General features: G+C 62.7%; 24 protein-coding genes. 16 read left to right on the top strand and 8 right to left on the bottom strand.

The features are described from left to right. The first annotated feature begins 24 nt into the window (after positions 1 to 24). Together KEC55_RS09275 and KEC55_RS09270 are read left to right on the top strand one after the other, a co-directional pair. Positions 25 to 567, top strand: coding sequence for a hypothetical protein (locus tag KEC55_RS09275; RefSeq protein WP_282505153.1), 543 nt, complete (start codon positions 25 to 27; stop codon positions 565 to 567). A 113-nt stretch (positions 568 to 680) separates the two neighbouring features. Then, positions 681 to 1,862 carry a cystathionine beta-lyase gene (locus tag KEC55_RS09270; RefSeq protein WP_282505152.1) on the top strand — a complete coding sequence of 394 codons (1,182 nt, stop codon included), beginning with the start codon at positions 681 to 683 and terminating at the stop codon, positions 1,860 to 1,862. An 87-nt stretch (positions 1,863 to 1,949) separates the two neighbouring features. Here KEC55_RS09270 and serB read toward each other — a convergent pair whose 3' ends face one another. After that, positions 1,950 to 2,795 carry a phosphoserine phosphatase SerB gene (gene serB / locus KEC55_RS09265; protein WP_282505151.1) on the bottom strand — a complete coding sequence of 282 codons (846 nt, stop codon included), beginning with the start codon at positions 2,793 to 2,795 and terminating at the stop codon, positions 1,950 to 1,952. A 167-nt stretch (positions 2,796 to 2,962) separates the two neighbouring features. Continuing rightward, on the bottom strand, positions 2,963 to 3,904 hold the full coding sequence (locus KEC55_RS09260; RefSeq protein WP_282505149.1) for a LysR family transcriptional regulator: 942 nt from the start codon (positions 3,902 to 3,904) through the stop codon (positions 2,963 to 2,965). Between the two features lie 124 nt (positions 3,905 to 4,028). Here KEC55_RS09260 and KEC55_RS09255 point away from each other — a divergent pair, with 124 nt between their 5' ends. The 3 genes from KEC55_RS09255 to KEC55_RS09245 all read left to right on the top strand — a co-directional run bounded on the left by KEC55_RS09255 (position 4,029) and on the right by KEC55_RS09245 (position 6,447). Further along, on the top strand, positions 4,029 to 5,045 hold the full coding sequence (locus tag KEC55_RS09255) for a zinc-binding alcohol dehydrogenase family protein (RefSeq protein WP_282505147.1): 1,017 nt from the start codon (positions 4,029 to 4,031) through the stop codon (positions 5,043 to 5,045). A gap of 159 nt (positions 5,046 to 5,204) precedes the next feature. After that, on the top strand, positions 5,205 to 5,756 hold the full coding sequence (locus KEC55_RS09250) for a DUF6013 family protein (protein WP_282505146.1): 552 nt from the start codon (positions 5,205 to 5,207) through the stop codon (positions 5,754 to 5,756). A gap of 217 nt (positions 5,757 to 5,973) precedes the next feature. Then, positions 5,974 to 6,447 carry a PliI family lysozyme inhibitor of I-type lysozyme gene (locus KEC55_RS09245; protein ID WP_282505144.1) on the top strand — a complete coding sequence of 158 codons (474 nt, stop codon included), beginning with the start codon at positions 5,974 to 5,976 and terminating at the stop codon, positions 6,445 to 6,447. Between the two features lie 40 nt (positions 6,448 to 6,487). On the opposite strand, the gene KEC55_RS09240 is transcribed toward KEC55_RS09245, so the two are convergent. Together KEC55_RS09240 and KEC55_RS09235 are read right to left on the bottom strand one after the other, a co-directional pair. Then, complete coding sequence (locus KEC55_RS09240) at positions 6,488 to 7,291, bottom strand: ABC transporter permease (protein WP_089467547.1); 804 nt, start codon at positions 7,289 to 7,291, stop codon at positions 6,488 to 6,490. Further along, positions 7,288 to 7,989 (bottom strand): ABC transporter ATP-binding protein, encoded by a 702-nt coding sequence (locus KEC55_RS09235; protein WP_282505141.1) that lies wholly within the window; start codon positions 7,987 to 7,989, stop codon positions 7,288 to 7,290. Before KEC55_RS09235 ends, KEC55_RS09240 begins: the two co-directional genes overlap by 4 nt. A gap of 152 nt (positions 7,990 to 8,141) precedes the next feature. Here KEC55_RS09235 and KEC55_RS09230 point away from each other — a divergent pair, with 152 nt between their 5' ends. Then, positions 8,142 to 10,448, top strand: a complete 2,307-nt coding sequence (locus KEC55_RS09230; RefSeq protein WP_282505140.1) for an AsmA family protein — start codon at positions 8,142 to 8,144, stop codon at positions 10,446 to 10,448. A 6-nt stretch (positions 10,449 to 10,454) separates the two neighbouring features. Here KEC55_RS09230 and KEC55_RS09225 read toward each other — a convergent pair whose 3' ends face one another. Then, positions 10,455 to 10,907 (bottom strand): lipocalin-like domain-containing protein, encoded by a 453-nt coding sequence (locus KEC55_RS09225; protein ID WP_282505139.1) that lies wholly within the window; start codon positions 10,905 to 10,907, stop codon positions 10,455 to 10,457. 173 nt (positions 10,908 to 11,080) lie between these two features. Here KEC55_RS09225 and KEC55_RS09220 point away from each other — a divergent pair, with 173 nt between their 5' ends. Next, positions 11,081 to 12,673 (top strand): ABC-F family ATPase, encoded by a 1,593-nt coding sequence (locus tag KEC55_RS09220; RefSeq protein ID WP_166964663.1) that lies wholly within the window; start codon positions 11,081 to 11,083, stop codon positions 12,671 to 12,673. A 1,971-nt stretch (positions 12,674 to 14,644) separates the two neighbouring features. Next, on the top strand, positions 14,645 to 15,589 hold the full coding sequence (locus KEC55_RS09215) for a hypothetical protein (RefSeq protein ID WP_282505138.1): 945 nt from the start codon (positions 14,645 to 14,647) through the stop codon (positions 15,587 to 15,589). Positions 15,590 to 15,965: 376 nt separating this feature from the next. Here the strand turns inward: KEC55_RS09215 and gvpU are convergent, their stop codons facing one another. Next, on the bottom strand, positions 15,966 to 16,430 hold the full coding sequence (gvpU, locus tag KEC55_RS09210) for a gas vesicle accessory protein GvpU (RefSeq protein ID WP_282505137.1): 465 nt from the start codon (positions 16,428 to 16,430) through the stop codon (positions 15,966 to 15,968). A gap of 335 nt (positions 16,431 to 16,765) precedes the next feature. Continuing rightward, positions 16,766 to 17,452, bottom strand: coding sequence for a hypothetical protein (locus KEC55_RS09205; RefSeq protein WP_282505136.1), 687 nt, complete (start codon positions 17,450 to 17,452; stop codon positions 16,766 to 16,768). Between the two features lie 247 nt (positions 17,453 to 17,699). On the opposite strand from KEC55_RS09205, the gene KEC55_RS09200 reads away from it, so the two are divergent. The 5 genes from KEC55_RS09200 to KEC55_RS09180 all read left to right on the top strand — a co-directional run bounded on the left by KEC55_RS09200 (position 17,700) and on the right by KEC55_RS09180 (position 21,039). Beyond that, entirely contained in the window at positions 17,700 to 18,320 is a 621-nt protein-coding gene (locus KEC55_RS09200) for a recombinase family protein (protein WP_282505135.1), read from the top strand. Continuing rightward, positions 18,317 to 18,610 (top strand): hypothetical protein, encoded by a 294-nt coding sequence (locus KEC55_RS09195; RefSeq protein ID WP_076885857.1) that lies wholly within the window; start codon positions 18,317 to 18,319, stop codon positions 18,608 to 18,610. The genes KEC55_RS09200 and KEC55_RS09195 overlap by 4 nt, the downstream gene beginning before the upstream one ends. Positions 18,611 to 18,633: 23 nt before the next feature. Continuing rightward, positions 18,634 to 19,035: a hypothetical protein gene (locus tag KEC55_RS09190; protein WP_282505129.1), complete on the top strand. Its 402-nt coding sequence runs from the start codon at positions 18,634 to 18,636 to the stop codon at positions 19,033 to 19,035. Between the two features lie 186 nt (positions 19,036 to 19,221). Then, on the top strand, positions 19,222 to 19,560 hold the full coding sequence (locus tag KEC55_RS09185; RefSeq protein WP_282505128.1) for a hypothetical protein: 339 nt from the start codon (positions 19,222 to 19,224) through the stop codon (positions 19,558 to 19,560). Between the two features lie 153 nt (positions 19,561 to 19,713). Beyond that, complete coding sequence (locus KEC55_RS09180) at positions 19,714 to 21,039, top strand: hypothetical protein (RefSeq protein WP_282505127.1); 1,326 nt, start codon at positions 19,714 to 19,716, stop codon at positions 21,037 to 21,039. A gap of 413 nt (positions 21,040 to 21,452) precedes the next feature. On the opposite strand, the gene KEC55_RS09175 is transcribed toward KEC55_RS09180, so the two are convergent. After that, complete coding sequence (locus KEC55_RS09175; protein ID WP_282505126.1) at positions 21,453 to 22,442, bottom strand: integrase; 990 nt, start codon at positions 22,440 to 22,442, stop codon at positions 21,453 to 21,455. A gap of 62 nt (positions 22,443 to 22,504) precedes the next feature. Here KEC55_RS09175 and KEC55_RS35110 point away from each other — a divergent pair, with 62 nt between their 5' ends. The 3 genes from KEC55_RS35110 to KEC55_RS09165 all read left to right on the top strand — a co-directional run bounded on the left by KEC55_RS35110 (position 22,505) and on the right by KEC55_RS09165 (position 24,548). Next, a complete protein-coding gene (locus tag KEC55_RS35110) occupies positions 22,505 to 22,609 on the top strand; it encodes an ABC transporter ATPase (protein ID WP_432625182.1) in 105 nt (34 codons plus the stop codon). Positions 22,610 to 22,802: 193 nt separating this feature from the next. Continuing rightward, positions 22,803 to 23,552, top strand: coding sequence for an FkbM family methyltransferase (locus tag KEC55_RS09170; RefSeq protein ID WP_282505125.1), 750 nt, complete (start codon positions 22,803 to 22,805; stop codon positions 23,550 to 23,552). Further along, a complete protein-coding gene (locus tag KEC55_RS09165; RefSeq protein WP_282505124.1) occupies positions 23,553 to 24,548 on the top strand; it encodes a phosphotransferase enzyme family protein in 996 nt (331 codons plus the stop codon).

Raw genomic sequence — 24,548 nt, 5'->3', positions numbered from 1 at the left:
ATCTGAAGCAAGGAGCAATACAAGGTGGGTCGATATTCGGAATGGCAACGGGCGCTCGTCGTCGCAGGCGCGCTGGCAGCGGGCCTCGCGATGCCGCGCGTGGTCGTGGCGCAGGCCGTCGCGCCGGGCGTGCAGCAGGATGAACCGGCAGCGGCGCGGCCGCTGAAGCCGAATCCCGAGTTCGCCCGCCTGCCGCGCTACGAAGGCACGCTTGGCGATCGACCGATCGTCGTGCATCTCGGCCCGAAGACGGACGAGGAAGGCGTGCACGGCGAGTACCAGTTCGCCGATACGGGCGAGGTCGTGCTGCTCGCGGGCGATCGCGACGGCGACACGCTCGAGATCGAGGAATCGAACGACGGCACGAACATCACGGGCGTGTGGGTTGGGCGCTTCGACACGACGGGCGACCTGAAGGCCGACCGGATGAACTCGGACGAGTCGGATCCGCAGCCGGTCGTGCTGCGCCTGGCGCCAGGCAAGCGCGCGGCGCTGCAGGTGCGCGACGGCCGCGTGCAGGAAATCGAGACGGTGGGTGGCGTCGTCAACCTGCGCACCGGCGACTGAGCGCGCGCTGGCTTGGCGGGCGCGGCGCGCATTGTACCGGGCCAAGCGCGCCGATTTTGGCTAATCTAGCGACATATTCCGTAACCGAACGGCCTCGTGCCCGGCTTCCTGTCATGACTGCATCCACTCCCAAGCGCGCACTTCAAACCCGTATCGTTCAACCCGACGACGTCATTCCGGAAGGCTTCCGGTCGTTTGTGCCGCCGGTCGCACGTGCGTCGACGGTCGTGTTTCCCGATCTCGCGACGATGCGCGCGCTCGTCTGGCACAACGACAACCAGTGGCGCTACGGGCTGCACGCGACGCCGACGTCGCTCGCGCTCGCGCAGCGGCTCGCCGAGATCGAGGGCGGCACGCATGCGCTGCTGCAGCCGTCGGGCCTCGCGGCAATCATGAACGTGTACTTCGGGATCGTGAAAGCGGGCGACGACGTGCTGATTCCGCACAACGTGTACGGGCCGAACGCCGATTTCGGCAACTGGCTCGCGAAGGATTTCGGCATCACTGTGCGCTTCTACGATCCGCTGATCGGCGCCGGCATCGCCGACCTGATCCAGCCGGACACGCGGCTGATCTGGATCGAGGCGCCGGGTTCGGTGACGATGGAAGTGCCCGACGTGCAGGCGATCACCGCGGCCGCGAAGGCGCGCGGCATCGTCACCGCGATCGACAACACCTTCTCGGCCGGGCTCGCGTTCAAGCCGTTCGATCACGGCGTCGACATCTCGGTGCAGGCGCTGACCAAGTACCAGTCGGGCGGCAGCGACGTGCTGATGGGCGCGACGATTACCGCGAATGCCGAACTGCACGCGAAGCTGAAGCTTGCGCGGATGCGCTGCGGGATCGGCGTGTCGGTCGACGATTGCTCGCTCGTGCTGCGCAGCCTGCCGAGCATGCAGGTGCGCTTCGACGCGCACAGCAAGAGCGCGCTCGCACTTGCGCAATGGCTGAAGGCGCGGCCGGAGATCGCGGCGGTGCTGCATCCGCAGATCGCCGATTGCCCGGGGCACGCGTCGTTCATGCGCGATTTCACGGGGGCGGGCGGGTTGTTCTCGGTGGTGTTCGACGAACGCTACAGCGCGGAGCAGATCGACCGCTTCGTCGAGTCGCTCGACCTGTTCGCGATCGGCTGGAGCTGGGGCGGTGCATGCAGCCTCGCAATGCCTTACGACGTCGCGTCGATGCGTCCGGACTGGCCGCATCGCGGCACGCTGGTGCGTTTCTATGTCGGCCTGGAAGACGAAGCCGACCTGCGCGCGGACATCGAACGCGCGATGCAGGGCGTACTCGGCTGATCGCGGGCCGCCAAGGTCCCGCGGAAAAACGAAACGCCGGCGCGATGCGACATCGCGCCGGCGTTTTTCATGGGCGGTGCGGCAGGATCAGAACAGCCGCAGCAGCCCGTCGAGGCCGACATGGTCGAACGCGACCGTCGCCGCGTCGCGCACGACCGGCTTCGCGTGGAACGCGACCGACAGCCCGGCTTCGGCCATCATCTTCAGGTCGTTCGACCCGTCACCCATCGCGATCGCGCGGCTCGAGGCGAGGCCGAGCGACGCACACGTGTCGCGCAGCAGGCGCGCCTTCACGTCGGCGTTGACGATTTCGCCGAGCACCTTGCCGGTCAGCTTGCCGTCGACGATCTCGAGCGTGTTCGCGTACGCATAGTCGAGGCCGAGGCGCGCCTTCAGCCGCTCGGTGAAGAACGTGAAGCCGCCCGACACGAGCAGCGTCTTCATGCCGGCGGCCTTCACGCCGGCCAGCATCGTCTCGGCGCCCGGCGACAGTTGCAGTCGTTCCTCGTACACGCGTTCGAGTGCCTGCGCGTCGAGGCCGGCCAGCAGCGCGACGCGACGCGTGAGACTCTCGTTGAAGTCGCGGATCTCGCCGCGCATCGACGCTTCGGTGATCTCGGCGACCTGCGTTTTCAGCCCGCAGAAATCGGCGATCTCGTCGATGCATTCGATCGTGATCAGCGTCGAATCCATGTCCATCACGGTGAGCCCGAAATCGCCGAGCGTGCGGCCGGCCTCGACGAACGCGAAGTCGAGCGCGTGCGTGCCGCAATACGCGTCGATGTCGAGGCGCTGCGCGGGATTCGCGTTTTCGATGCGCAGCGCGTGATCGTCGGTCTGCACGATGCGGGTGCCACGCGATAGCGCGAGCAGCGGTTTGTGATGGGCGTCCGACAGCGGTGCAAGACTCTGGATGACGAGGTTGTGGGTCATGACGGGATGGTTGGGAGACGAATGAAATGCGTGCGCGGCCAACGGGCGGCCGCCTGCGGACGCGGGCCCCGTCCGGTGTCGGGCCCTTGCGTCGCGAACGCGCCATTGTAGCCGGTCGGCCGCGCGGGGCGGTCGGGGGCGGATCGAAACCGGGTTCGGCGCAGCGGTTATCGCGCGTCCTGGCCGTCCCAGTACGGCGGATCGCCGAAATGCTCGGCGAGGAACGCAATGAACGCGAGCGTTTTCAGCGGCACGTGCGCGCGACTCGGATAGACGGCCCAGATCGCGACGTCTTCCGCGAACGGATAGTCGTCGAGCACCGTGACGAGCGCGCCGCTCGCGAGCAGCGGGCCGACATCCCAGGTCGACTTGATCGCGATTCCGAAGCCGTCGACGAGCGCTTCGCGAATCGCCTCGCCGTTGCTCGCGACGAGCCGGCCGCCGACCCGCACGGTCAGCGGGCCTTGCGGCGTCGCGAACGACCAGTCGCGCTGGTCGCCGAGGATCACGCATTCGTGCTGCGTCAGATCGGCCGGATGGCGCGGCGCGCCGTGCTCGGCGAGATAGGCGGGCGAGCAGCACAGCACGCGCCGGTTGGCGGCGAGCTTGCGCGCGACGAGCGTCGAATCCTTCAGTGCGCCGAGTCGGATCGCGACGTCGTAACCGTCGTCGACGAGATCGACGATCTCGTCGGACAGCCGCAAGTCGAGCGACACCGACGGGTAGCGGCGCAGGAACGCGGGAATCACCGGCGCGACGTGCTGGCGGCCGAACGACGACGACATCGACACTTTCAGCCGTCCGTACGGCTCGGTGCGGCCATGACCGACCGAGGCGCGTGCGGCGTCGGCGGCCGACAGCAGAGCGTCGGCGCGCGTCATGAAGATCTCGCCGTCCTGCGTGAGGCTGATGCGGCGCGTGGTGCGGTGCAGCAGCCGTGCGCCGAGCTGGCGTTCGAGCTGCGCGATGCGCGCGCTCGCGACAGCCGCTGACACGCCGAACTCGCGCCCGGCCGCGGTGACGTTCGCGAGCAGCGCCGCGCGCACGAACAGCGCGACGTCGAGCAGGTCGAGCGGTTTGTCGGGAGCCGGAATCGGATCGGTCGCCATTGTTCTGAAATTCCTGAAAATGTTTCAGGAAATATAGCGGTTTTCTCGAAGGATCGGGTTGCCTACGATGACGTTCATGGGGCTGCGCCGCAGCCCGCCCGGATTCCCTGAAAGGAGTATCGAGATGAAAGCCGTTGGACTGACCCGCTATCTGCCGATCGACGACCCGCAAGCCTTGCTCGACGTGGAGCTGCCGCGGCCCGTGCCGGGCCCGCGCGACCTGCTCGTGAAGGTCGAGGCGATCTCCGTGAATCCGGTGGACACCAAGGTGCGCGCGCCGAAGTCGCAGGTCGAGGAGACGCCGCGCGTGCTCGGCTGGGATGCGGCCGGCACGGTGGTCGCGGTCGGCGCCGATGTGACGCTGTTCCGCCCCGGCGACGAAGTGTTCTACGCGGGCAGCATCACGCGGCCCGGCGCGAACAGCGAATTCCACACGGTCGACGAACGGATCGCCGCGCTGAAGCCGCGCACGCTCGACTTCGCCGCGTCGGCCGCGCTGCCGCTCACGGCACTGACCGCGTGGGAAGCGCTGTTCGACCGGCTGCACGTGTCGCCGCAGGGCGCGGACGCCGGCAAGTCGGTGCTGATCATCGGCGGCGCGGGCGGCGTGGGCTCGATCGCGATCCAGCTCGCGAAGACGCTCGGCAAGCTGCACGTGATCGCGACCGCGTCCCGGCCGGCGTCGGCCGACTGGGTGCGCTCGCTTGGCGCGGATGCGGTGGTCGACCACTTCGGCGACCTGCCTGCGCAGCTGCGCGAGGCTGGCCACCCGAACGTCGACTATGTGCTGATCTTCAACGATACGGATCGTCATTTCCCTGCCGCTGCGGAAGTAATCCGGCCGCAAGGCGGCATTTGCACGATCGTCGAGAACGAGAAGCCGGTGCCGGTCGAACTGCTGAAGGCGAAGAGTGCCGCGTTTCACTGGGAATTCATGTTCACGCGTGCCATGTTCGAGACGCCGGACATGATCGAGCAGCACCGGATCCTCGGCGAAGTCGCGCGGCTCGTCGACGGCGGCACGCTGCGCACGACGCTCGGCGAACAGCTCGGCACGATCAACGCGGCGAACCTGCGGCGAGCACACCAGTTGCTCGAGGCCGGGCGTTCGATCGGCAAGCTCGTGCTGAGCGGTTTCTGAAGGCGTCGCCCGCGTAAGGTTGCGACGCCGCGAATGCAAGCGGGGTAACACCCGATGCGTTTGCGGCGCATTGCACCGCGCTTGGCGGTAGACTGGCAGCGCATCATGCATCGAAAACCGCGCGGCACGCGCGTGCCGCCGCATTACAAGGAGGTCAGCATGAGCCAACGCAGCTTGTCAGTCGCCGCATCGTGGTCGGTCGTGTTCGCGGCGGCGTGCGTCAGCGCGAGCGTATTCGCGGCGCCGCCGGTCAAGGGCAGCCTGAAGGGCGGCGGTACCGGACAGCTCGAATACACCGTCAAGGTCGACTCGAAGACCTTCGGCAACACGCAGGAGACCCGCAAGATCCGCTCGGGCGAGACGGACGATTTCAACTGGAAGTCGGTGCCGCCGAGTGGTGCGGTCGCGATGCCGGACGGCTGCCCGAACGCCGACAACCTGCCGCGCGACGCAAACGGTGCGATGGTGCGCCAGACCCAGGTGCGGCTCGCGCCGTCGGTCGACGCGAAGGGTGTCGCCAACGTGCAGATGAGCTTCCAGGCGGCCGCGCCGAAGGGCACGCGCAGCGTGACGGCCGGCGGCAAGTCGCTGCAGTGCCCGGACGTCGTGTCGCTGAGCCAGGTCAAGTGGGTGTCGATTCCGACCAACGGCGGGTCGAAGTCCGTGGCGATGAGCGACGGTACCAAGGTGACGGTGTCGATCAAGCGCTGAGCGGCGTGCGCGGGCCGGCATTTCGTCCGGTGCGTGCGCAACGGATTCGGCGGGCGGCGTGAACGGGGCGGCACGTGAGCGTTGCGTGCCGCCGTTCCGATGTTTTCCCGATGCCTTCTTCGCGGCATGGTGCCGCTGCCGTGTGGCAGCGGTGCGTGACGTCATGCAGATGTCACGTTATGCTCGCCCGCATCCTTTCCTTCCCGCAAGACTCCCGATGAAACTTCGAATGCGCGTGCTGCTGTCTGTCGTTGCACTCGTCGCCGTGCATGCGCACGCGGCCGACGATTGCGGTTTCGTGAAGAAAGTCGAGCTGCCGTCGCGGCAACAGGTGGCCGTCGTGTCGAGCGGCGCGCTCGAACCGTGCTCGACCGGCAGCTACGCGGTGCGTGTGTATTCGACCGCACATGCGGCACCGGGCTTCGATACCGACGATTACGTGACGGGCGCGCTGCATGCGCGTGACGGTACGGTCACCGATGCATTCACGGCCGACCTTGGCGCACGCGCGCCACAGGCACTCGTCGTGACGACACGCTCGGCCGGCAGCGGCGGCTATGTCGGCGCGCAGGCCTATGTGACGACGCCGCGCGCAGTGCGGCTCGTCGCGTCGGTCGAGGGGCTCGCGCCCGACGCGGACGTCGCGGCCGCATTGCGGCAGGCGATCGGCAAGCGCCGCGTCGTGCGCTGATCGCCCACCGCGCGAACGCATCGCACGGTACCCGCGCGCGTCAGTGCGCGCGCTCTTCGAGCCGCGACGCGAGAAAGCGGTGGTCGGCCGAGAACAGCCGGCGATAGGTCATCAGCACCGCGCCGACGGTGCCGAGCGCGGACGCCGCGGCGATCAGGAACATGATCACGATCTGGTAGCGCACGGCCTGCAGCGGCGACTGGCCGGCGAGCACCTGGCCCGTCATCATCCCCGGCAGGCTCACGACGCCGACGACGGCCATCTGGTTCAGCGTCGGCAGCATGCCCGCGCGCACGGCCTGGCGCGCGGCGTCCTGCGCGGCTTCCCAGCGCGTCGCGCCGAGCGCGAGCGCCGTTTCGACGCGGTCGCGGCGCGCCGTGAGCTCTTCCATCATCCGCTCGACGCCGAGCGACACGCCCGTCAGCGTATTGCCGAGAATCATCCCGAGGATCGGAATCGCGTATTGCGGCGCGAACCACGGATGGATGCGGATCACGACGAACAGCCCGACCGCCGCCACGAACCAGCTGCTGAACCAGATCGACGCGATGCTGTCGATGCGCTGGCCGCGATACGTGCGCTTGCCGCGGCCCGCACCGGCGAAACCGGCGATCAGCGTCATCAGCGCGGTGAGCGGCAGCACGACGTACCAGTGCGGATGGCCGAACACCCAGCCGAGCACGTAGCCGATCGCGAGCAGTTGCACGACGGTACGTACCGCCGCGAGCGCGAGCTTGCGGCCGAGGCCGAGCGACAGCGCCGCCGAGATCGCACCGTTGACGGCGACGAGCGCGGCGGCGATGCCGACGTCGACGAGGCTCAGGTCCTGCAGTGCTGGGCTCATTGCGCAGCCTCCGTCGGGTTCGCAACATGCATGACGCCGGCCTGCATCACGAGTCGCATCGTGCCGATCCGCGCGGCCTGGGCTGGATCGTGCGAGATCCACATGTACGCGCGGGCGTCGGGCGCCGCGTCGAACCACGCGCCGACGAGCGCCTCGATCGCGCGCGCCGATTCGGGATCGAGCGCGGAGGTCGGCTCGTCGAGCAGCAGCACGTCGGGATCGAGTTGCAGCACGCGCAGCAGCGCCGCGATCTGCGCTTCGCCGCCGGACAGGTCGCTCGCGCGCTTGTCGAGAAAGTCGGGGCCGCGGCCGGCCTGCGCGGCGAGTGCCTCGGCACGCGCGCGATCGAATGACGCGTCGCGATAGATCGCGAGCGAATACGGATAGCGCAATTGCGATTCGACGGTGCCGTCCATCTGCGCGGGGCGCTGGCGCACGTACGCGACGCTGCGCCGGTAGCGCGGGATCGCGCTGCGCCGGATCCCGTGGCCGCGCCACAGGATGTGGCCGCCGTCGAGCGGATCGAGCAGGGCGAGCGCACGCAGCAGCACGCTCTTGCCCGATCCTGATGGTCCCGTGATAGCAATTCGCGATCCCGCTGCGAGGCTGAAATCGGTCGGGGCGAGCAGGGTCTTGCCGCTGCTGGCGTCGCGCCGTGTAATGCGCTGTGCATCGATGAGGCCGGTGGGGGCTGTCATGTCACAAATGAAAAAAAGCGTTAATGGCGCCGAAACGTCACCATGGCGTGCGTCATAATACCGATTGAAAAGCCGCGGGTGTCGTGCGCCGTTCGTCCACGCACGCGGCCCGGCATGGTGCGGCAACATTTCAGAACAACAACGGAACCGCCATGACGCTTACCCGAGCCATCGGCAAATCGGCTGCATGGATCGTCGGTATCGTCGCGGTGCTCATCGCGGCGGCCGGCGTCTTTCTCTTCACGTTCGACTGGAACCGCGCGAAGCCGTGGGTCAACGAACAGGTGAGTGCCGCCCTCGGCCGTCCGTTCGCAATCAACGGCGATCTCAAGGTCGGCTGGCGCCGCCCTGACGGCGAAACCGGCTGGCGTGCCTGGGTGCCCTGGCCGAGTTTTTCGGCCACGCAGCTCGAGATCGGCAACCCCGACTGGGCGAAGACGCCCAAGTTCGTCACGCTCGATGCCGCGCACTTCGATCTCGCGATCCTGCCGCTGCTCGCGCATGAAATCGTCATCCCGTCGATCGATGTCGTCAATCCGGCCGTCGACCTCGAGCGGCTGGCCGACGGCCGCAATACGTGGACCTTCCAGTTCAAGCAATCGTCGCAGCCGTCGCCGTGGAAGGTGCGGCTCGAAAGTTTCGGCTTTGCCAAGGGCACCGTCACGTATCGCGATGCGATCACGAAGGCCGACCTGACCGTCGCGATCGATACGCTCGGCCAGCCGATCCCGCTCGGCGATGTGCTGAAAGAGCAGGAGCAGACGTCGCGTGCGGCGTCCGCGCAGCGTGTCGGCAAGCATGGCGCCGCGCAACTGAGCGCGAAGGCCAACGCGGAGGCCGCGTCGAGTGCGTCGGCGGCGAGTGCGTCGTCGGCAACGGGCGCATCGGCGGCGGCTTCCGTTGCTTCGGCTGCTTCCGGCTCGCCTGGTTCGTCCGCTTCACCTGCTTCTTCCGCTTCTTCCGCATCGGCCGTTGCTGCCGCATCTGGCGCAAGCGGCGTCGCCGCACCCGCAAAGCCGTCCGGCCCGACCTATGCGTTCGGGCTGAAGGTCGACGGCCGCTACAAGAACGTGCCGATCAACGGGACCGGCAAGCTCGGCGGCGTGCTCGCGATCCAGGACGCGTCGCGGCCATTCCCGCTGCAGGCCGACGTGAAGGCCGGCGACACGCGGCTCGCGATCGTCGGCACGCTGACCGATCCGATGCATCTCGCGGCGATCGACCTGCGGCTGTGGCTGCAGGGCACGTCGATGTCGCACCTTTACCAGCTCAGCGGCATCACGCTGCCCGATACGCCGCCTTACGCGACCGAAGGGCGATTGATCGGCAACTTCAAGCGGAAGGCCAGCACGTTCCGCTACGAGAACTTCAACGGCCGTGTCGGCGGCAGCGATCTCGGCGGCACGCTGGTGTACGAGCAGCGCGAGCCGCGGCCGAAGCTGTCGGGCGAACTCGTGTCGAACCTGCTGCAGTTCTCCGACCTCGCACCCGTGATCGGCGCGGATACGGCCGCGAGCAAGGCGAAGCGTGGCGACACGACGAAACAGCCGTCGAGCCGCGTGCTGCCGGTCGAGACGTTTCGCACCGACCGCTGGCGTGCGCTCGACGCGGACGTCAAGTTCACGGGCCGCAAGCTGGTAAAGAGTTCGAACCTGCCGATCACGAACCTGTACACGCACATCGTGATGCAGGATGGCGTGCTGTCGCTCGAGCCGCTGCAGTTCGGCGTCGCGGGCGGCACGCTGGCGACGACCGCGCATCTCGACGGCAGCGGCACGCCGCTGAAGGGCCGCTTCACGGTGGCCGCGCGGCACCTGAAGCTCAAGCAGCTGTTCCCGGCGCAGAAGGTGATGCAGTCGGCGCTCGGCGAGATCAACGGCGACGCGTCGCTGTCGGCCACCGGCAACTCGCCGGCCGCGCTCGCCGCGACGTCGAACGGCGAAGTGAAGGCGCTCGTGACGGACGGCCGCATCAGCCGCCTGCTGATGGAAGCGGCGGGGCTGAACGTCGCCAACGTCGTCTACGAGAAGCTGTTCGGCAACAACGACGTGAAGATCAACTGCGCGGCGATCGACTTCGTCGCAACCAACGGGATTCTCGACCCGAAGGTGTTCGCGCTCGATACCGACGATGCGCTGATCAACGTCGACGGCCCGATCAACCTGCGCGACGAATCGCTCGACCTGAAGATCCACCCGCACACGAAGGGCTTCCGGATCTTCTCGCTGCGCTCGCCGCTGTATGCGAAGGGCACGTTCAAGAACCCGAACGTCGGCGTCGATGCGACCGCGCTCGCGTTGCGCGCCGGTGCGATGGTCGGGCTCGGGCTGATCAACCCGTTCGCGGCGTTGATTCCGCTGATCGCACCGAGCAACAACAAGGATGTGCCGTGCTCGGAGTTGTTCGGGCAGATGAACGCGAAGGCGGCGCAAAGGGCGGCCGCGAAGGCCGGCAAGTAACGGGCGTCAGCGGCCCGCGCGCACCCACAGCAGCAGGACGTCGACCTCCCGGCCGTCGAGCCGGACCGGGGCGGCGGGGCCGAGCTGCAGGCGATCGCCGTCGAGCACGGCGACCCGCTGCTGGACGTTGCCGATCCAGTTCGGGAACAGGCTGACGTCCATTTCGTGCGTCAGCGTACCGTCGTTGGCGACCTGAAAGGGGCCGGAATAGGCGATGTAGCCGCGGGCGGCCGCCGCGCACGCCTCGTCGGTGCCGTGGTGCGGGTCGCCGTTCGCGTAGGGCGGCCGGCCGGCGGCCATCAGCTGGGCGGACATGTAGCCGTCCGGCGTATAGAGAATCCAGCCGCGCGCGTCGCGGCCGAGCGGATAGGTGGCCGTGCCACCGTCGCGCGGACGGACTTCGTAGGACACGAGGCGCCACGCGCCGACGAGTTGTTCGCGAAGCTGGCTGGCAGGCATGATGCGGGATTCCGGTAGGGCGGCAGTGGGGCGCGTGCCGCCGGGTTGGCGGGGCCGCCGGGCGGCGGGCCAGGGGGCCGGAAAGCGCTGCCGGGGCGGTGCGGTCGGCAGTTTCTCCGACACCTGCTAAAATACACGGTTTTCCGTCGATTTCTCTCTTAACGGGACCTGCCGTGCTTTCTACTGCCAACATCACGATGCAATTCGGGCCAAAGCCCCTGTTCGAGAATATCTCGGTCAAATTCGGCGAGGGCAACCGCTACGGTCTGATCGGCGCGAACGGCTGTGGCAAGTCGACGTTCATGAAGATCCTCGGCAGCGACCTCGAGCCGAGCGCCGGCAACGTCGCGCTGGAGCCGAACGTCCGCCTGGGCAAGCTGCGCCAGGACCAGTTCGCATACGAAGACGTGCGTGTGCTCGACGTCGTGATGATGGGCCACACCGAGATGTGGGCCGCCATGACCGAGCGTGACGCGATCTACGCGAACCCGGAAGCCACCGACGACGACTACATGCACGCGGCCGAGCTCGAAGGCAAGTTCGCCGAATACGGCGGCTACGACGCCGAGGCACGCGCAGGCGCGCTGCTGCTCGGCATCGGCATCGAGGAGAAATTCCACACCGGCACGATGAGCGACGTCGCGCCGGGCTGGAAACTGCGCGTGCTGCTCGCACAGGCGCTGTTCTCGAAGCCGGACGTGCTGCTGCTCGACGAGCCGACCAACAACCTCGACATCAACTCGATTCGTTGGCTCGAGCAAACGCTCAACGAGTACAACTCGACGATGATCATCATTTCGCACGATCGTCACTTCCTGAACTCGGTGTGCACGCACATGGCCGACATGGACTTCGGCACGCTGAAGGTCTGGCCGGGCAACTACGACGACTACATGCTCGCATCGGCGCAGGCGCGCGAGCGCCAGGCCGCGGCGAATACGCGTGCGAAGGAGCGCGTCGCCGAGCTGCAGGATTTCGTGCGCCGCTTCTCGGCGAACAAGTCGAAGGCCCGCCAGGCAACGAGCCGTGCGAAGCAGATCGACAAGATCAAGATCGAGGAATTCAAGCCGTCGTCGCGCCAGAACCCGTTCATCCGTTTCGAGTTCGAGAAGAAGCTGCACAACGTCGCGGTGGTGGCCGAAGACATCACGAAGAAGTACGAGCGCACGATCTTCCAGAACTTCAACCTGTCGGTTCAGCCGGGCGAGCGCATCGCGATCATCGGCGAGAACGGTGCGGGCAAGACGACGCTGCTGCGTTCGCTGCTCGGCGCGCTTGCGCTGGAGCACGGCACGGTGAAGTGGTCCGAGAACGCGAATGTCGGCTACATGCCGCAGGACACGTACGAGGAGTTCCCGAACGACATCACGCTGATGGACTGGATCGACCAGTACCGCAAGGACGGTGACGACGAAACGATGGTGCGCGGCACGCTTGGCCGCCTGCTGTTCTCGTCGGACGACATCAAGAAGTCGGTGAAGGTGCTGTCGGGCGGTGAGAAGGGCCGCATGATCTGGGGCAAGCTGATGCTCGGCCGCCACAACGTGCTGCTGATGGACGAGCCGACCAACCACATGGACATGGAGTCGATCGAGTCGCTGCAGATCGCGCTCGAGCAGTTCGAAGGCACGCTGATTTTCGTGTCGCACGACCGCGAATTCGTGAGCGGGCTGGCGAACCGGATCATCGAAGTGCGTACGGACAGCACGCTGTTCGACTTCGGCGGGAATTACGAGGAGTTCCTGACGAGTCAGGGGCAGGAGTAATCTCCGTCGAATGTACCCAATCTGATGTACCCAATTGTACCCAAGAGGCCCGCCAAGTTGTACTCGGCGGGCTTTTTGTTGTACCCAGGCGGCCCATCGGCTACATCGCGTGGCCCGTGCCCCCGCGCCGAATAACTCAGCACAGGTTGACCGCTCAGGGGTCCCTTCGATCTATAAGAGGTGGCTCAGAGCTACCGGCCGTATCTGATGCAATCTGGTGGGGCGCAGGGTGTCCCCTGCAAAAGAGGACGCGCCTGGTCCCGCGTCAAAGCGGCCGCCGCTGAGCAGCGTCAATCCTGGCGCGAAGTGGGCGAGAGTTAGAATCGGGAACCATCACCTGTACACTCAGGGGGAGCCGTATGCGTTTGCGCCGGAGCGAGGAATTCGCCGCGAGGTCTCGTGCCCTTACCATGCAGCTATTGGACGAAGCGGAACGGCAGTTCGAGGAAACACGGCGACTCGCCCGAATGCCGTGGTGGGTGCCGCTTGCAGTAGCGGTCCCGGTAGCGATTGTGGTTATCGGCTTCCGGCCAGCGTTCGAGGTTCTCCTGAAGTGGTAAGCCGAATTGAACCGCCGCAGCCAAAGAGATCGGATGATCCCGTCGTGGCACGCGGGCAGGACGCTTGGGAACGACTTCAAGAGGGTGCCCCGCGACGCCGCGCCCTATCGCGGGGAGCAGGTGACAAGGCCAGGGAAAGGCGCGAGCGGTCGCAGGACGCGCACAGGCGCTGGTGGCTCCAGGTCGGTGAGGCGCTGGCGACTGGAAAGCGTAAGTGCGTATCGAATCAGTCCTTTTCTGCGTGGGTAACGGCTCACGGCTTTGACGAAATCGTATTCACGACTCGGCAAGATGCTATTTGGTTAGCAGCGAACATGGAGACACTCGGGGAGCTACCGGACGACATGGCGAGTCCAACGGTCATAAGGCGATGGGCAAACAAACGAGCGGCCGTAGCATCTGGGCGTGCCAATGGTGACCGTGTAACAGATGCTGATGTCGCCGCGCTTCAACAGGCTGCGGCCTTGCTCCGAGAATCCGCGCGGGACGCTCGACGCAGCGCCGCGGCACTAGACGAGGCTGCGCGGCTTATCTACAAGGTGAACACCGCGATAAAGAGACGTGTATAAGGCTAGGTTTAGACGAAGCGGACAGCGTCAGATCGTCTGACTCAGTCCGGCCAATTTCAGCTATCCGTCATTGCCTGCACGCTACAGAAAGATCTGTGACTCGACGCTGCCTGTAAAGTTTGCTTCCCGGCAGCATACAATCGCCGTTCCCCCAGTCTCGACACAAGACGTGATTGCACTCGCCGCAGAACATACGAGAACCCTTGTCGATCATGGATGGTTATTTCACCACGATCCAGCTTGGGCGGCAGATATATACGCCGTTGCACAACTGCTCGGCCCACCGGTCTCAGGCTCGGGGACGCCGGTCGTTCAGTCGTTGCGACCAGTGAACGAGGCAGCCGCACGACCAAACACGACGAGTTCCCTATACGGGCTGGGCGAGTTCCCGTTGCATACCGATATGGCGCATTGGCCGCTGCCTCCGCGCTACCTGGTTATGCGGGCGTCGGTGGTCGATGAGTCGGTGCCTACCTTGCTTGTTGATAGCCTCGAACTGGTCGATATGATTAAGCGCGAAGATTGGGGGCGCGCACTGTGGCGAGTGTCCCGCGTACGCGAGCCGTATCTTTGCTCAATGTTCTTCCAACATCGCGGCGAATCCGGCATACGTTGGGACGTTTGTACCATGTCGCCGCACGGGCCACTCGCCAAAACTGTCGCGGCGGAAATAGCAGCGAGTCTCCGCAACCAGTTGGCGCAGCGGCCGGTTCAGATAAACTGGCGCTCGCCTGACGATGTACTGATCCTAGACAACTGGCGAATGCTACACGCACGCCCTGCGGTTGGTCAGCCAGCGAGTCAGAGAACAATTCAACGAGTGATGGTAGGGGTATCGAACGATGGGTAACGCAAATCCGCAGTCGCTCTGGACACACGATCTGTTGTGGAGCAAAGCGCGGGCCTATGTAGACAAGGCTTTTGAGGCACCACGGGAAGACGACCTATTTCCTTTTTGGGCATCGCTCGCCCTCGAATTCTTGGCTCGGTCGGCCCTCGCGTTTGTCCATCCAGCGCTTCTCGCTGACGCGTCTGAGCCCGACGGTCGGAATCTGCTCTACGCCTTCGGTTTCGAACCCAAGGTAAAAAACTATGTGCCGAAGTCGATACAGACTTCTGAGGTACTGCTACGTTGCGAACAGATCATTCCGGATTTCACCAAAGAACTCGAATCATTTTGCAAGGGTTTGGCCAACAAGCGAAATGAGGAGTTGCATAGCGGCGGATTACCCTTTTCCAAACTCGCCAATCACACTTGGCTCCCTCGCTTCTTCGAGGCGACGCAGGTGTTGCTAAGGTTCCAAAAGAAGACGCTCCGAGATTTTCTCGGCAAAGACGAAGCCGACGCAGCAGTGAAGATGCTCGCGGCTGCTGCCGATGAAACAGCCAAAAGTGTCAAAGGCTTGATCAATGCGCACGCGGAAGTCTGGAAAAACAAGGCGCAAGACGAAAGGGATGAACTGGCAAAGACCGCGGCGAGCGTCGCTAGACCAAATCTTGGCCACGTAATCGACTGCCCGTCGTGCAATTCAAAGGCGCTGCTGCTGGGCGAAGGATTTCGACAGCAGCCACCTGTGCTGGAACACGACGAAATGGTGGTTAGGACTTTGATGTTGCCCACCGAACTCATCTGTAAAGCATGTGGGCTCACTATCAAGGGCCATAATCAACTTTTCGCGGCGGGCTTCGGTAGTCAATTTACTAAGACCCTTACCTTTGACCCCGTCGATTATTATGCCGAAGAGCCTGATGACGAAGACCGCTACAACGAGTTCAATAATGAGTAGCGCAGCCTCGTAACCCGGATTGAGCATGCCAGTGCACCGATGCGGAGATACCCGATGCCAAAAGTCTGATCCAGCGAACGGCGGTTCTGGGTCGATAACGCCCCATTCCCTGCAAGCATGAGCATAGGTCTGGGCGTAGGTTTGTACGCTAGGCATTGTCGGATAAGCCGCAGGTGCTGCTGGTACTGCTGCATCACCGGGCATTGCAAGAAGTTTCCATCACTGGATGGGGCCGATGCCCAAAAGCACAAAAGCCCGCGTCAAGCGGGCTTTTTTGCTACAAATTTGCTGCAGCAAGGGGCAGGAGCCATGCTGGACAAGCCTGCAGTCATTCCATCCTTGAACTGCAGACTGCAGTGGACTTTTGATCGCTTGTTTAGCTCTGGCTAAGTGAGCCCAAGCTGAATCCGGAAATTTCCCGGATTCGACCACGCCACCATGTTCCACGATTGTCAGGAATCGCTTTTCCACCCGGGTGGAACATTCGCGCATTTTTAAGGTGGATGAAGTGAGGTGCTTCCAAATCTTGCTTGTACGTCCCATCCGGCTCGACAAATATCTCGCCGTATTTCTCGAAGTTTCTTTTGAATGATGCTGCCACTTCGGGATCGTCGAATCCGGTTGCGAACTCGGACGCGAAGCCTTCGAAATAGTGCTTGCCGCCGACAAGTTGGCCGCTGACGAGTGCACCACTGACAAACAGCGTAATGCCAATCTCCATATCACTGGCATTGACTATGCTTACTAACGATTGAAGGAACCAGTCATTTTCCGCGGTCGTGATGACGTGTTGCGGCGCTACCTGTTCGCCCTCGCGGGGGGCATTGGTCTGCTCGGCCATTTGTATTTCCTTGTGATGTGGAGTTCTCATAATAACGGAAAGAGTTCGATCTGGAGCGCACGGGCAACGTTGGTCAACATGGTTGGTTAATCTAGCCAAGATACTGAGTAAAAAAATGACGGCCTGCAAAGCCGTTTAGGCTGAGATGACTCGGGCCGCTTTGATCAGGAGTCAATGGCCGACGCCCTTGAAAACTGTAGCAGCCTCATTTTTCTCCCAGAAATGCGTGGCAAGGTGTCCCCGGCCTCGCGAGCCGAAATCCCCCCATGGCCTCCCGGCGAGACACCCAGGCGGCACGAAGACAGCACGGGCGTGACTGGAGGGACGCGGTGCGGCTAACTCAATCCCATTTGACTGGTAATGATCGCAGTGAGAACACCCCATGCCGTCTGTTTCACGCCGTCCACCGCTGTCCCGAAGATGCGCTTAAATAAAGGCTTGACCGCAGGAAGATCACCAGTGTTCGCTTTGCTGACCATTTCAGCCATGTGCGCTCGCGCTGCGTCGTTCACCGGCTGCCCTGATTGCTTGAGCAGATCAAGCAGATATTCGATGGTTTTGGTGTCGTTCGAGACATCCACGCTCAGATGCTGACTCACGCTATCGCCAATTCCGATTTGAGATTGGTTGAACGTTCCACCGGATATATGAACATTGGTCCTGCCTTGGCCGTGCTCGCGCGAGCTAGGTGAGGGCTTCGCCCGTCGGTACCCGCTTTCGGTTAGATAGGCATACTCTCGCGTAGAGTAGCTGCCGATAAAGACGAGCGACGAACTGGGGTCGTTTTCGTAGGCTTTCCGCGGCCCAGTCTGGACGAACCTCTGATCTTCCAACTGTTTTAGAGCTAGGTCGAAATCAACGCTCGTGTAATTCCCGGAAGCAAGAATATCTTGCTGGAGCGCGGAGATAAGCGGCCCCGTATACCCGTCATGCAATGCGCGGGAATCCAATGAACGCTGGACAAAGTCCCTGAGCATATTCGCCAAGATTGCTTCCGCTGCAACATCCAGTGCTTCTGACACTACTGCTCCTTTCCTTCAATATAAAAGGTACGTTATTTGTACGGCATAGCTGCGGCCAAGCCCCCCAATTTTCTTACAAACAAGGTGGTAAGTGAACGTTTAGCCGACGAGCGTCGCCGCGTTCCGTTCGGGTATACCTGTAGCGAACGCGCAACGGCCATGCATTTCCGTTCCGTTGAAGTTGACAGATTTTCGGAACAATGGATAATTCGAAACACCACTTCAACGGAACGAGGTAAGGCAGCATATGAGACGTATCTATTACGGGCGTGTATCGACGCTCGACGGGCAGACCGCCGCGAGCCAATACGCAGACGCAGCCGCCCAGGGCATAGCCGCAGACGATGTGTTTGTAGATGGAGGGGTGAGTGGGTATCACGTCCCGCCCGCCGAGCGCGAACAGTGGCAGCACGTAGAGCGCGACCTCCGCAAGGGCGGGGTCCTGGTGGTTCGCTGGCTCGACCGCATCTCGCGGCGCTACGACGAACTCCACGAGACCATGCAACGCCTGATGAAGAAGGGCGTTCGCGTCGAATGCACACTCAACGGCATGGTGTTCGACGGGCAAGAGACCGACCCATTGCGGCTCGGGATTCGCGACGCGCTCTTGGCGTTCATGGCGGCGCAGGGCGCAGCGGACTATTTGAACCGGCGCGAGATGCAGGCGCGGGGGATAGCCGTAGCCAAAGCTGAAGGGAAGTACAAGGGCCGGAAGCCCGCCGTCGATTACGCAGAAGTCCGGGCGTATCACGCGGAACACGGCGGCTCCGTGCGATCTCTCGCGGAACACTTTGGTGTAGGCCTCGCCACTATCTCCCGCGCATTGAATTCCGCAAGTACGGTCAACCCCGAGGAGGTCAGCAAATGACTGGACCGCATACGCAGCTCATCCGCGCACGTATTGCGTTTTCTCACGCCGGACTGCACGGCGATCATGCGTGGCTCGTGAAACCCGAAAGCGAACGGGCAGCGTCCGACGCCCACTTTGCGTTTGCTCGTCATGGCATTGCCAGCATGGCGTCTGGAGAACTTGCGCTGCATTGGGCTGCGTCGATGGAAGACCAGATGCTGCGGCTCGCGAAGGAACTGGACGCCCTGGAGATGCAGTACGCCGCGCTGGATTCAGCTATGTGCGAGGCGACTGCCGAGCGGCAGTAACACCAATACCAACACGGTAAGCTATGCAGAAGAAGAACGCGAAACAAACCATCCGCGCCTACCGCATTCCCGCCGACGTGGAGGCGAGGCTGATTGATGCAGCAGGCTCCGCAGCGGCGGCATTGAGCACCAAGCGCCATACCGCACTACGAGCTATCCCGGCGCATATCGTGCCCGTTCTCAATCGAGCGGCGGACACCGCAGCGCGGCTGTTGAAGGCCGAGGGTGTCCGGGCGAGTCGTCGGGACCTCCGTGCCGCAGGAGCCGCCCTTGTGGTTCAACAGGAGGCGATCCTGTCAGCGGCCGGCATCGAGAGCCACATGCGTCACCAGACCTCCGAGGAAATCCTCCATAAGACTCTGGTGGCCGAGATGCTCACGCCGCTAGACCCGGACCTGGCGCATGCCTACGGGTTCGCGGATTAACTCCGCACATGGTAGAGGCCCTACCGGCTTTTTGCTGTAACGACAATTAAACCGACACAAGGTAGTAGGCCCTAACCGGCCAACCAAGCCCCGCCACTGAGCGGGGTTTTTCTTTTCCAGCGCGTTTTTTTTCGCAAACGCGGGCACTTGCTCACCTCTGATTTTTGCTGAAACGACAACCCCGACATGGCCCTGCGTGATGTGCAGCAGCGCCGTGGTGGTGGGAAGGTCGCTGGTGAAATCCCCTCGGACCCGAAGGCCGCCGCAGCGTTCTTCAAGGACAACCTGCCGCCTGGCGTTTTCGCCGTGTACGACCGGGACCACAACCAGTACACGCTCAACTACGGCTTCCGCCTACAGATTGATCCGTTTCGTGACCTTCCCAAAATGCTTTCTAAGTTGTCTGCGGGCACGATGAAACGCCGCGAAATTCAATCGAAGTACGACGCAGCTCAAGTGGGGCGGGCGGAGCGAGCGCCAATAGGTCTAGGTACTCCGGCCGCTCAGGTCGCTCCCGCCAAGTAAAGCCACAACACCACGCCCGCCTCTGCGCGGTGTCCGATGTTCGCCGCGATGGGCGGGATATAGTGGCAAACTTGGGCTTTGTGGCGACCATCCGGCCACCGATGCGAGCAGCACGTGCATAACGGGTGAGTAAATCGAATAAGAGGGGTGACCATGGCGGACGATAAACAAACACCAACAACTGACATCCTTAGGGGGGCCAAAAAACAGTGGGATGAACTGTCGAGCGCTCTACCTGTATCCATATCCTTAAACAACGGCGTTGTTGCGAGCCCAGATGCGCTGACCGACTGGTTCGCGTTTGCACTTCGAGGAGTGGAATCTGTTGAAAGTAGCTCGGCCGACCTCGCTATGCGGGCAATACATTGGCCTAGCGTGACGAGCAGCACGCAACAAATTTCCAATCACATGAATACTGCGAAACAGCAAGGCGCTCAGTGGCTTTCTCAGAATTGTGGCCCCTTGAATAGTTTCCTTTGGCAGATAAGGGCCGCCCTGGCGTGGCTACTGCCTCCCTCTCTAGATGGAGCGGAGGCGAAATATCCTAAGTTCCGGGAAATTCTCGCCAACGCCAATGAGGTACTTGCTGCCGCTAAACGGGCCGCCGAGGACAGTGAGCACACCGCCCGATTATTGCAGGGAGCCCAAAAAGCCAGTCAAGATATGGCGGATGCTGTCGAAAAAATCGCCGGCCATGAAAGAACTGCAAGTACTGCGCAAACTAATGCTCAAGGCAGCGCGGCAACGGCAGAGGCGGAGCGTCAACGAGTGGAGCAATATGCGACGGAGCTGGCATCAGCAACTGAAAAACAAAGAAATTTAATTAATGAATTTGAGGAGTATCGAAAAGTTGTTGAAGGGACGATTCAGGGGGCGAGCAAGGTTGCTCTTGCGAAATCTTTTGAGACCAGACGGGAGAGGCTTGAAAAAAACCAGAAAAACTGGGCGATTTTATTTGGGATTGGAATCACGCTTCTACTGGCGGTTGGTGTTTGGATTACGCATGAATTTATTGCTAATCCGTTAGGTTCGTCGGCGGCACAAGTGTTAGCGGCGACGGCAAGCTCAGCGGCAGCGATAGGCTCTGGAGCATCATCAGCTGCTGCTACGAAAAGCCAGGTCACGGGAGTCGTTGCAGCCGTCCTGCGTTTCATTGTGGCAAGCCCGATAATTTGGCTGACTTGGTTTGCTGCTCGGCAATATGGGCATTGTTTGCGATTGAGCGAAGATTACGCGTTCAAGGAGGCGGCTGCGCACGCTTTCGTTGGCTACCGTAACGAGATGGGTGACGATTCAGAAATGATAAAACTGCTTCGAGAGTATGCCATTAAGAATTTTGGGGCTAATCCAACTCGTGTCCTATCTAAGGATGAGCCTGCTACGCCAATAAATGACATAATTGGAAAGGCCATGGAAAAGGTCAATCCCGATAAAATACTGGATTTACTTAAAGAGGCTATGGGAGCGGCGAAAAAATAGCCGCAGGTTGATTGTGGCGGTTTCGCGCAAGGCTCACCAAGACATGTTAAGGCAGGCGTTTGCGCGAACGAAGTGGAATCGCGGCCAGCGGATATTGCTCGCGGCAGAGGCAACCTGTCGGAGGGTCGATGCGCTACCCAACTCGGCCCACGGAGGGGGGGCCGTGTCCGAGGGCGCCCTACTGCCGAGGTGCCGCTCCGCAGCGGGTGCTATGCTAGGGTCGAATGTGTCAATTTCCACGGCGGTTTTGACCGACACACTCCCCGGAGAGCCTTATTCCACCGTGGGTTCGAAGAGGTTCAAATCCTCTCGCCCCGACCAGACAAGAACCCGCGTCAGCTCAGGCTGACGCGGGTTTTTTCTTGCCGGTCGCTTGCCAACCAGCGGTACGGGGCCCTGACGGAAGCGGCGATTTAGCCTAGCTTTTTCGCTAAGTCTTCAGCTCGGAGGTGCGTGTATCGCTGCAGGTGCTTGAGGTTCTTGTGGCCGGTTATTGTCGCTACCTCAAGGACGTTCAATCCCTTTTCGAACAGTCTGCTTGTCGCTTCGTGTCGTAGGTCGTGGAAATGGATTGTCCCGAGGCCGCACTCTTCGCGTACACGACTGAATGCGTATTTCATGGCCGACTGCGTGAGCTTGAACACGCGACCACGATGCGGCGGAGGACACCACGTTAGAGCCTCGATTGCCCGGCTCGATAGAGGAACCTTTCGGGGTGTCCCGTTCTTGGTCATAGGTAGCAGAACCGTCCGGGCGTCCAGGTCGATGTGCTCCCAGCGGAGCTTGGCTATCTCACCCTGACGCATGGCTGTCTCAATTGCCAGAACGATGGCTGGGGCAATCTCCCGGTTGTAGTCGATAGCGGATGCGATCAGCTTTTCGTCGTCGCCTATGGCAAGCCTCACGTCGCGGGGAGGCGGGAGCTTGGGCCGGCGTAGTCCCTTGGTCGGATTGACGGTCAGACCCACGGCCCACTCATCTATAGCGAGGCGGTACACGGCGGATATGGCGTCTAGCTCCCGGATTACCGTGCTAGGAGCAACCTCTCCGATACGACGATCCCGCCATTCGACCAAATGCGGCTTGTCCAGCTTCGTGGCTGGGACGGCGCATAGCTTCTTTTCGTTGCGGATGAAGCGGCGGCATATTCCGCGCTCCCATTCGACATTCCGGCGGCCCGGTAGAGGGGCTTTGATGTACCGTGCAAAGAGGTCTCCCACGGTGAGCGTAGGGGGCTTCTCGCGGACCTTACGGGGCTGCTTGGGAGTTGGCTTGATAGCCTCCTGTTCGGCCGCCCATTGCTCCGCAGCCTCCCTCGTATCGAAAGTTTTGGAGCGGATGGGCTGGCCCTGGACCCGAATTTTGGCTTGCCATTTGTACCCACGTTGAACGATAGATGCCATTCTGACCTCCAGATAGTTACAGGAAATCAGATTGGGTCTGGCTGTCGCACGACCGCGAATTCGTGAGCGGGCTGGCGAACCGGATCATCGAAGTGCGCACGGACAGCACGCTGTTCGACTTCGGCGGGAATTACGAGGAGTTCCTGACGAGTCAGGGGCAGGAGTAAGTGTCCTGAGTCGTACCTGAGCTGATGTATCCGAGAGGCCCGCCGAGTTGCACTTGGCGGGCTTTTTCATTTCCGCTTGTGCCGAAGCCCGGCAGCGTCGCGCATTCCCGTTTCCTCTGCTCAATCGACTTCGGGTAAATTACCCTCCGAACGTACGCCACCATTCCCCATTCCGACCCGGAGCCGCATCTCGATGCAGGACCATCCTCTCCCGCTCGATCTGTCCGGCCTTGCGCCAAGCCTGTACGCGCAGGGCACAGAGGAAAGCATCCTCGCGCGGCTGATGGAGCGGATCGCGCCGACCAACCGCTTCTGCGTCGATATCGGCGCGAGTGACGGCCTGCGCAACAGCAACACCGCACGGCTGCTTCGCGAGCAGGATTGGGCAGGCGTGCTGGTGGAAGGCAGCGCGTACCGGTTCGGCAAGCTTGCCGCGCACTACGCAGGTGCAGAGCGCGTCCTGCTGCATCACGATCGCGTCCAGCCCGACACGATCGATCAACTGCTTGCCGATGCGAACACGCCTGAGGACTTCGACCTGCTGTCGATCGACATCGACGGCAACGACTACTGGGTCTGGCGCGGCCTGCGAGCGTTCAAGCCGCGCATCGTCGTGATCGAATACAACCCGTACTACACGCCACCCGAGCGCTGGGTCATGTGTTTCAATCCGGACCATGAATGGGACGGCTCGACCTATTACGGCGCGAGCCTCGAATCGCTCGTGCATCTCGGCCGGCAGAAGGGTTACGAACTCGTCTGCTGCGACGACATGGGCAACAACGCATTCTTCGTGCGGCAGGACCTGTATCCGCTGCTCGGCATCGCGAACAACGATCCTTCGGTGCTGTTCCGGCCGGCGATGTACAAGCTGCGCTATGTCGGGCACAACACGTTCCTGACCGGTCATCCGTATCGGCACGGGCCGGCCGAGCACATCTGAATGGACGCGCTCGCCGCTACCTTCGACGAGATTCGCGATGCCTATGCGCTCGGCCGCAGCGAGGCGCCGCGCCGCGTCAGCGATCGCGTATGGCATTTGCCGACTGACAGTGGCGGTGGTGTGGCGGTCAAGCTCTATGCGTCCGAACATCTTGCACGCGCGACCAAGGAGGCTGCTGTCCTCGCGCACCTCGAAACGCACGGCGATCCCCGATTCCATGTACAGACGCTGAAACGCACGACGTCCGGCGAGCCGCTGTGGACGGGGCAAGGATCGCACGCGATGTTGACGCGCTGGGAAGCCGGGCAGTTCAGAACCTACGATACGTTTTCACCGACCGAATGGGATGCACTCGGTGCGAGCCTGGCGGCGTTGCATCTGAGCCTTGAGCAGCTTTGTTTGCCGCAGCTCGACACGATCCGCGCGCGGCTGGCCGCGATCGACGCGGATGCGGTGCGGCGCAGTTTGCTCGATGCGCTGAATCACGCACGCTCGAACGACAACACCGAGAACCTGCGCCGCTATGTCGATCTCGCGCTGCGCATGCTCGACCGCTACTATTCCGGCAGCATCGATGCGTTTCCCGCCGACGATCCGCAACACCCGATCCACAACGACTACAACCAGTTCAACTATCTGTTTACGGGCAGGCTGCCGCCGCTGATCCTCGACTGGGAAGCGTCGATTGGCGCGCCGCGCGAGTACGAACTGGTGCGGTGCCTGAATCATCTGCCGCTGGAAGCGCCTCAGCTGGCAGCAGCGTTCGTGCGCGGATACCAGCGGGTACGGCCGGTGAGTCCCGCGCGCATCGCGTGGGCGGTCGATGCCGCATGCCTGCAGCACGCGCTCAAGCTGTGGGTCGTGCAAGGCTGGCTCGACGATCCGTCGCGCTTCGCGTCGCACCTGAGCGGCGCGGTGACGATGGCGTCCGCGATGGTGGACGCGCGTGGCCATCTCGTCGATTTCTTTTCCCGTTGCACGGAAGCAGGAACCTGA

The sequence above is a fragment of the Burkholderia cepacia genome, from assembly GCF_029962485.1.
Lineage (GTDB): Bacteria > Pseudomonadota > Gammaproteobacteria > Burkholderiales > Burkholderiaceae > Burkholderia.
This window is presented reverse-complemented; position numbering and strand designations above follow the sequence as displayed.

Coding starts and splice junctions, on each gene's coding strand:
- KEC55_RS09215 (WP_282505138.1), top strand. CDS start 14,645: ATGGGTAACGCAAATCCGCAGTCGCTCTGGACACACGATCTGTTGTGG.
- serB (WP_282505151.1), bottom strand. CDS start 2,795: ATGACCCACAACCTCGTCATCCAGAGTCTTGCACCGCTGTCGGACGCC.
- KEC55_RS09255 (WP_282505147.1), top strand. CDS start 4,029: ATGAAAGCCGTTGGACTGACCCGCTATCTGCCGATCGACGACCCGCAA.
- KEC55_RS09165 (WP_282505124.1), top strand. CDS start 23,553: ATGGACGCGCTCGCCGCTACCTTCGACGAGATTCGCGATGCCTATGCG.
- gvpU (WP_282505137.1), bottom strand. CDS start 16,430: ATGGCCGAGCAGACCAATGCCCCCCGCGAGGGCGAACAGGTAGCGCCG.
- KEC55_RS09230 (WP_282505140.1), top strand. CDS start 8,142: ATGACGCTTACCCGAGCCATCGGCAAATCGGCTGCATGGATCGTCGGT.
- KEC55_RS09270 (WP_282505152.1), top strand. CDS start 681: ATGACTGCATCCACTCCCAAGCGCGCACTTCAAACCCGTATCGTTCAA.
- KEC55_RS09225 (WP_282505139.1), bottom strand. CDS start 10,907: ATGCCTGCCAGCCAGCTTCGCGAACAACTCGTCGGCGCGTGGCGCCTC.
- KEC55_RS09180 (WP_282505127.1), top strand. CDS start 19,714: ATGGCGGACGATAAACAAACACCAACAACTGACATCCTTAGGGGGGCC.
- KEC55_RS09240 (WP_089467547.1), bottom strand. CDS start 7,291: ATGAGCCCAGCACTGCAGGACCTGAGCCTCGTCGACGTCGGCATCGCC.
- KEC55_RS09175 (WP_282505126.1), bottom strand. CDS start 22,442: ATGGCATCTATCGTTCAACGTGGGTACAAATGGCAAGCCAAAATTCGG.
- KEC55_RS09250 (WP_282505146.1), top strand. CDS start 5,205: ATGAGCCAACGCAGCTTGTCAGTCGCCGCATCGTGGTCGGTCGTGTTC.
- KEC55_RS09185 (WP_282505128.1), top strand. CDS start 19,222: ATGGCCCTGCGTGATGTGCAGCAGCGCCGTGGTGGTGGGAAGGTCGCT.
- KEC55_RS09260 (WP_282505149.1), bottom strand. CDS start 3,904: ATGGCGACCGATCCGATTCCGGCTCCCGACAAACCGCTCGACCTGCTC.
- KEC55_RS09235 (WP_282505141.1), bottom strand. CDS start 7,989: ATGACAGCCCCCACCGGCCTCATCGATGCACAGCGCATTACACGGCGC.
- KEC55_RS09170 (WP_282505125.1), top strand. CDS start 22,803: ATGCAGGACCATCCTCTCCCGCTCGATCTGTCCGGCCTTGCGCCAAGC.
- KEC55_RS09195 (WP_076885857.1), top strand. CDS start 18,317: ATGACTGGACCGCATACGCAGCTCATCCGCGCACGTATTGCGTTTTCT.
- KEC55_RS09200 (WP_282505135.1), top strand. CDS start 17,700: ATGAGACGTATCTATTACGGGCGTGTATCGACGCTCGACGGGCAGACC.
- KEC55_RS09245 (WP_282505144.1), top strand. CDS start 5,974: ATGAAACTTCGAATGCGCGTGCTGCTGTCTGTCGTTGCACTCGTCGCC.
- KEC55_RS09190 (WP_282505129.1), top strand. CDS start 18,634: ATGCAGAAGAAGAACGCGAAACAAACCATCCGCGCCTACCGCATTCCC.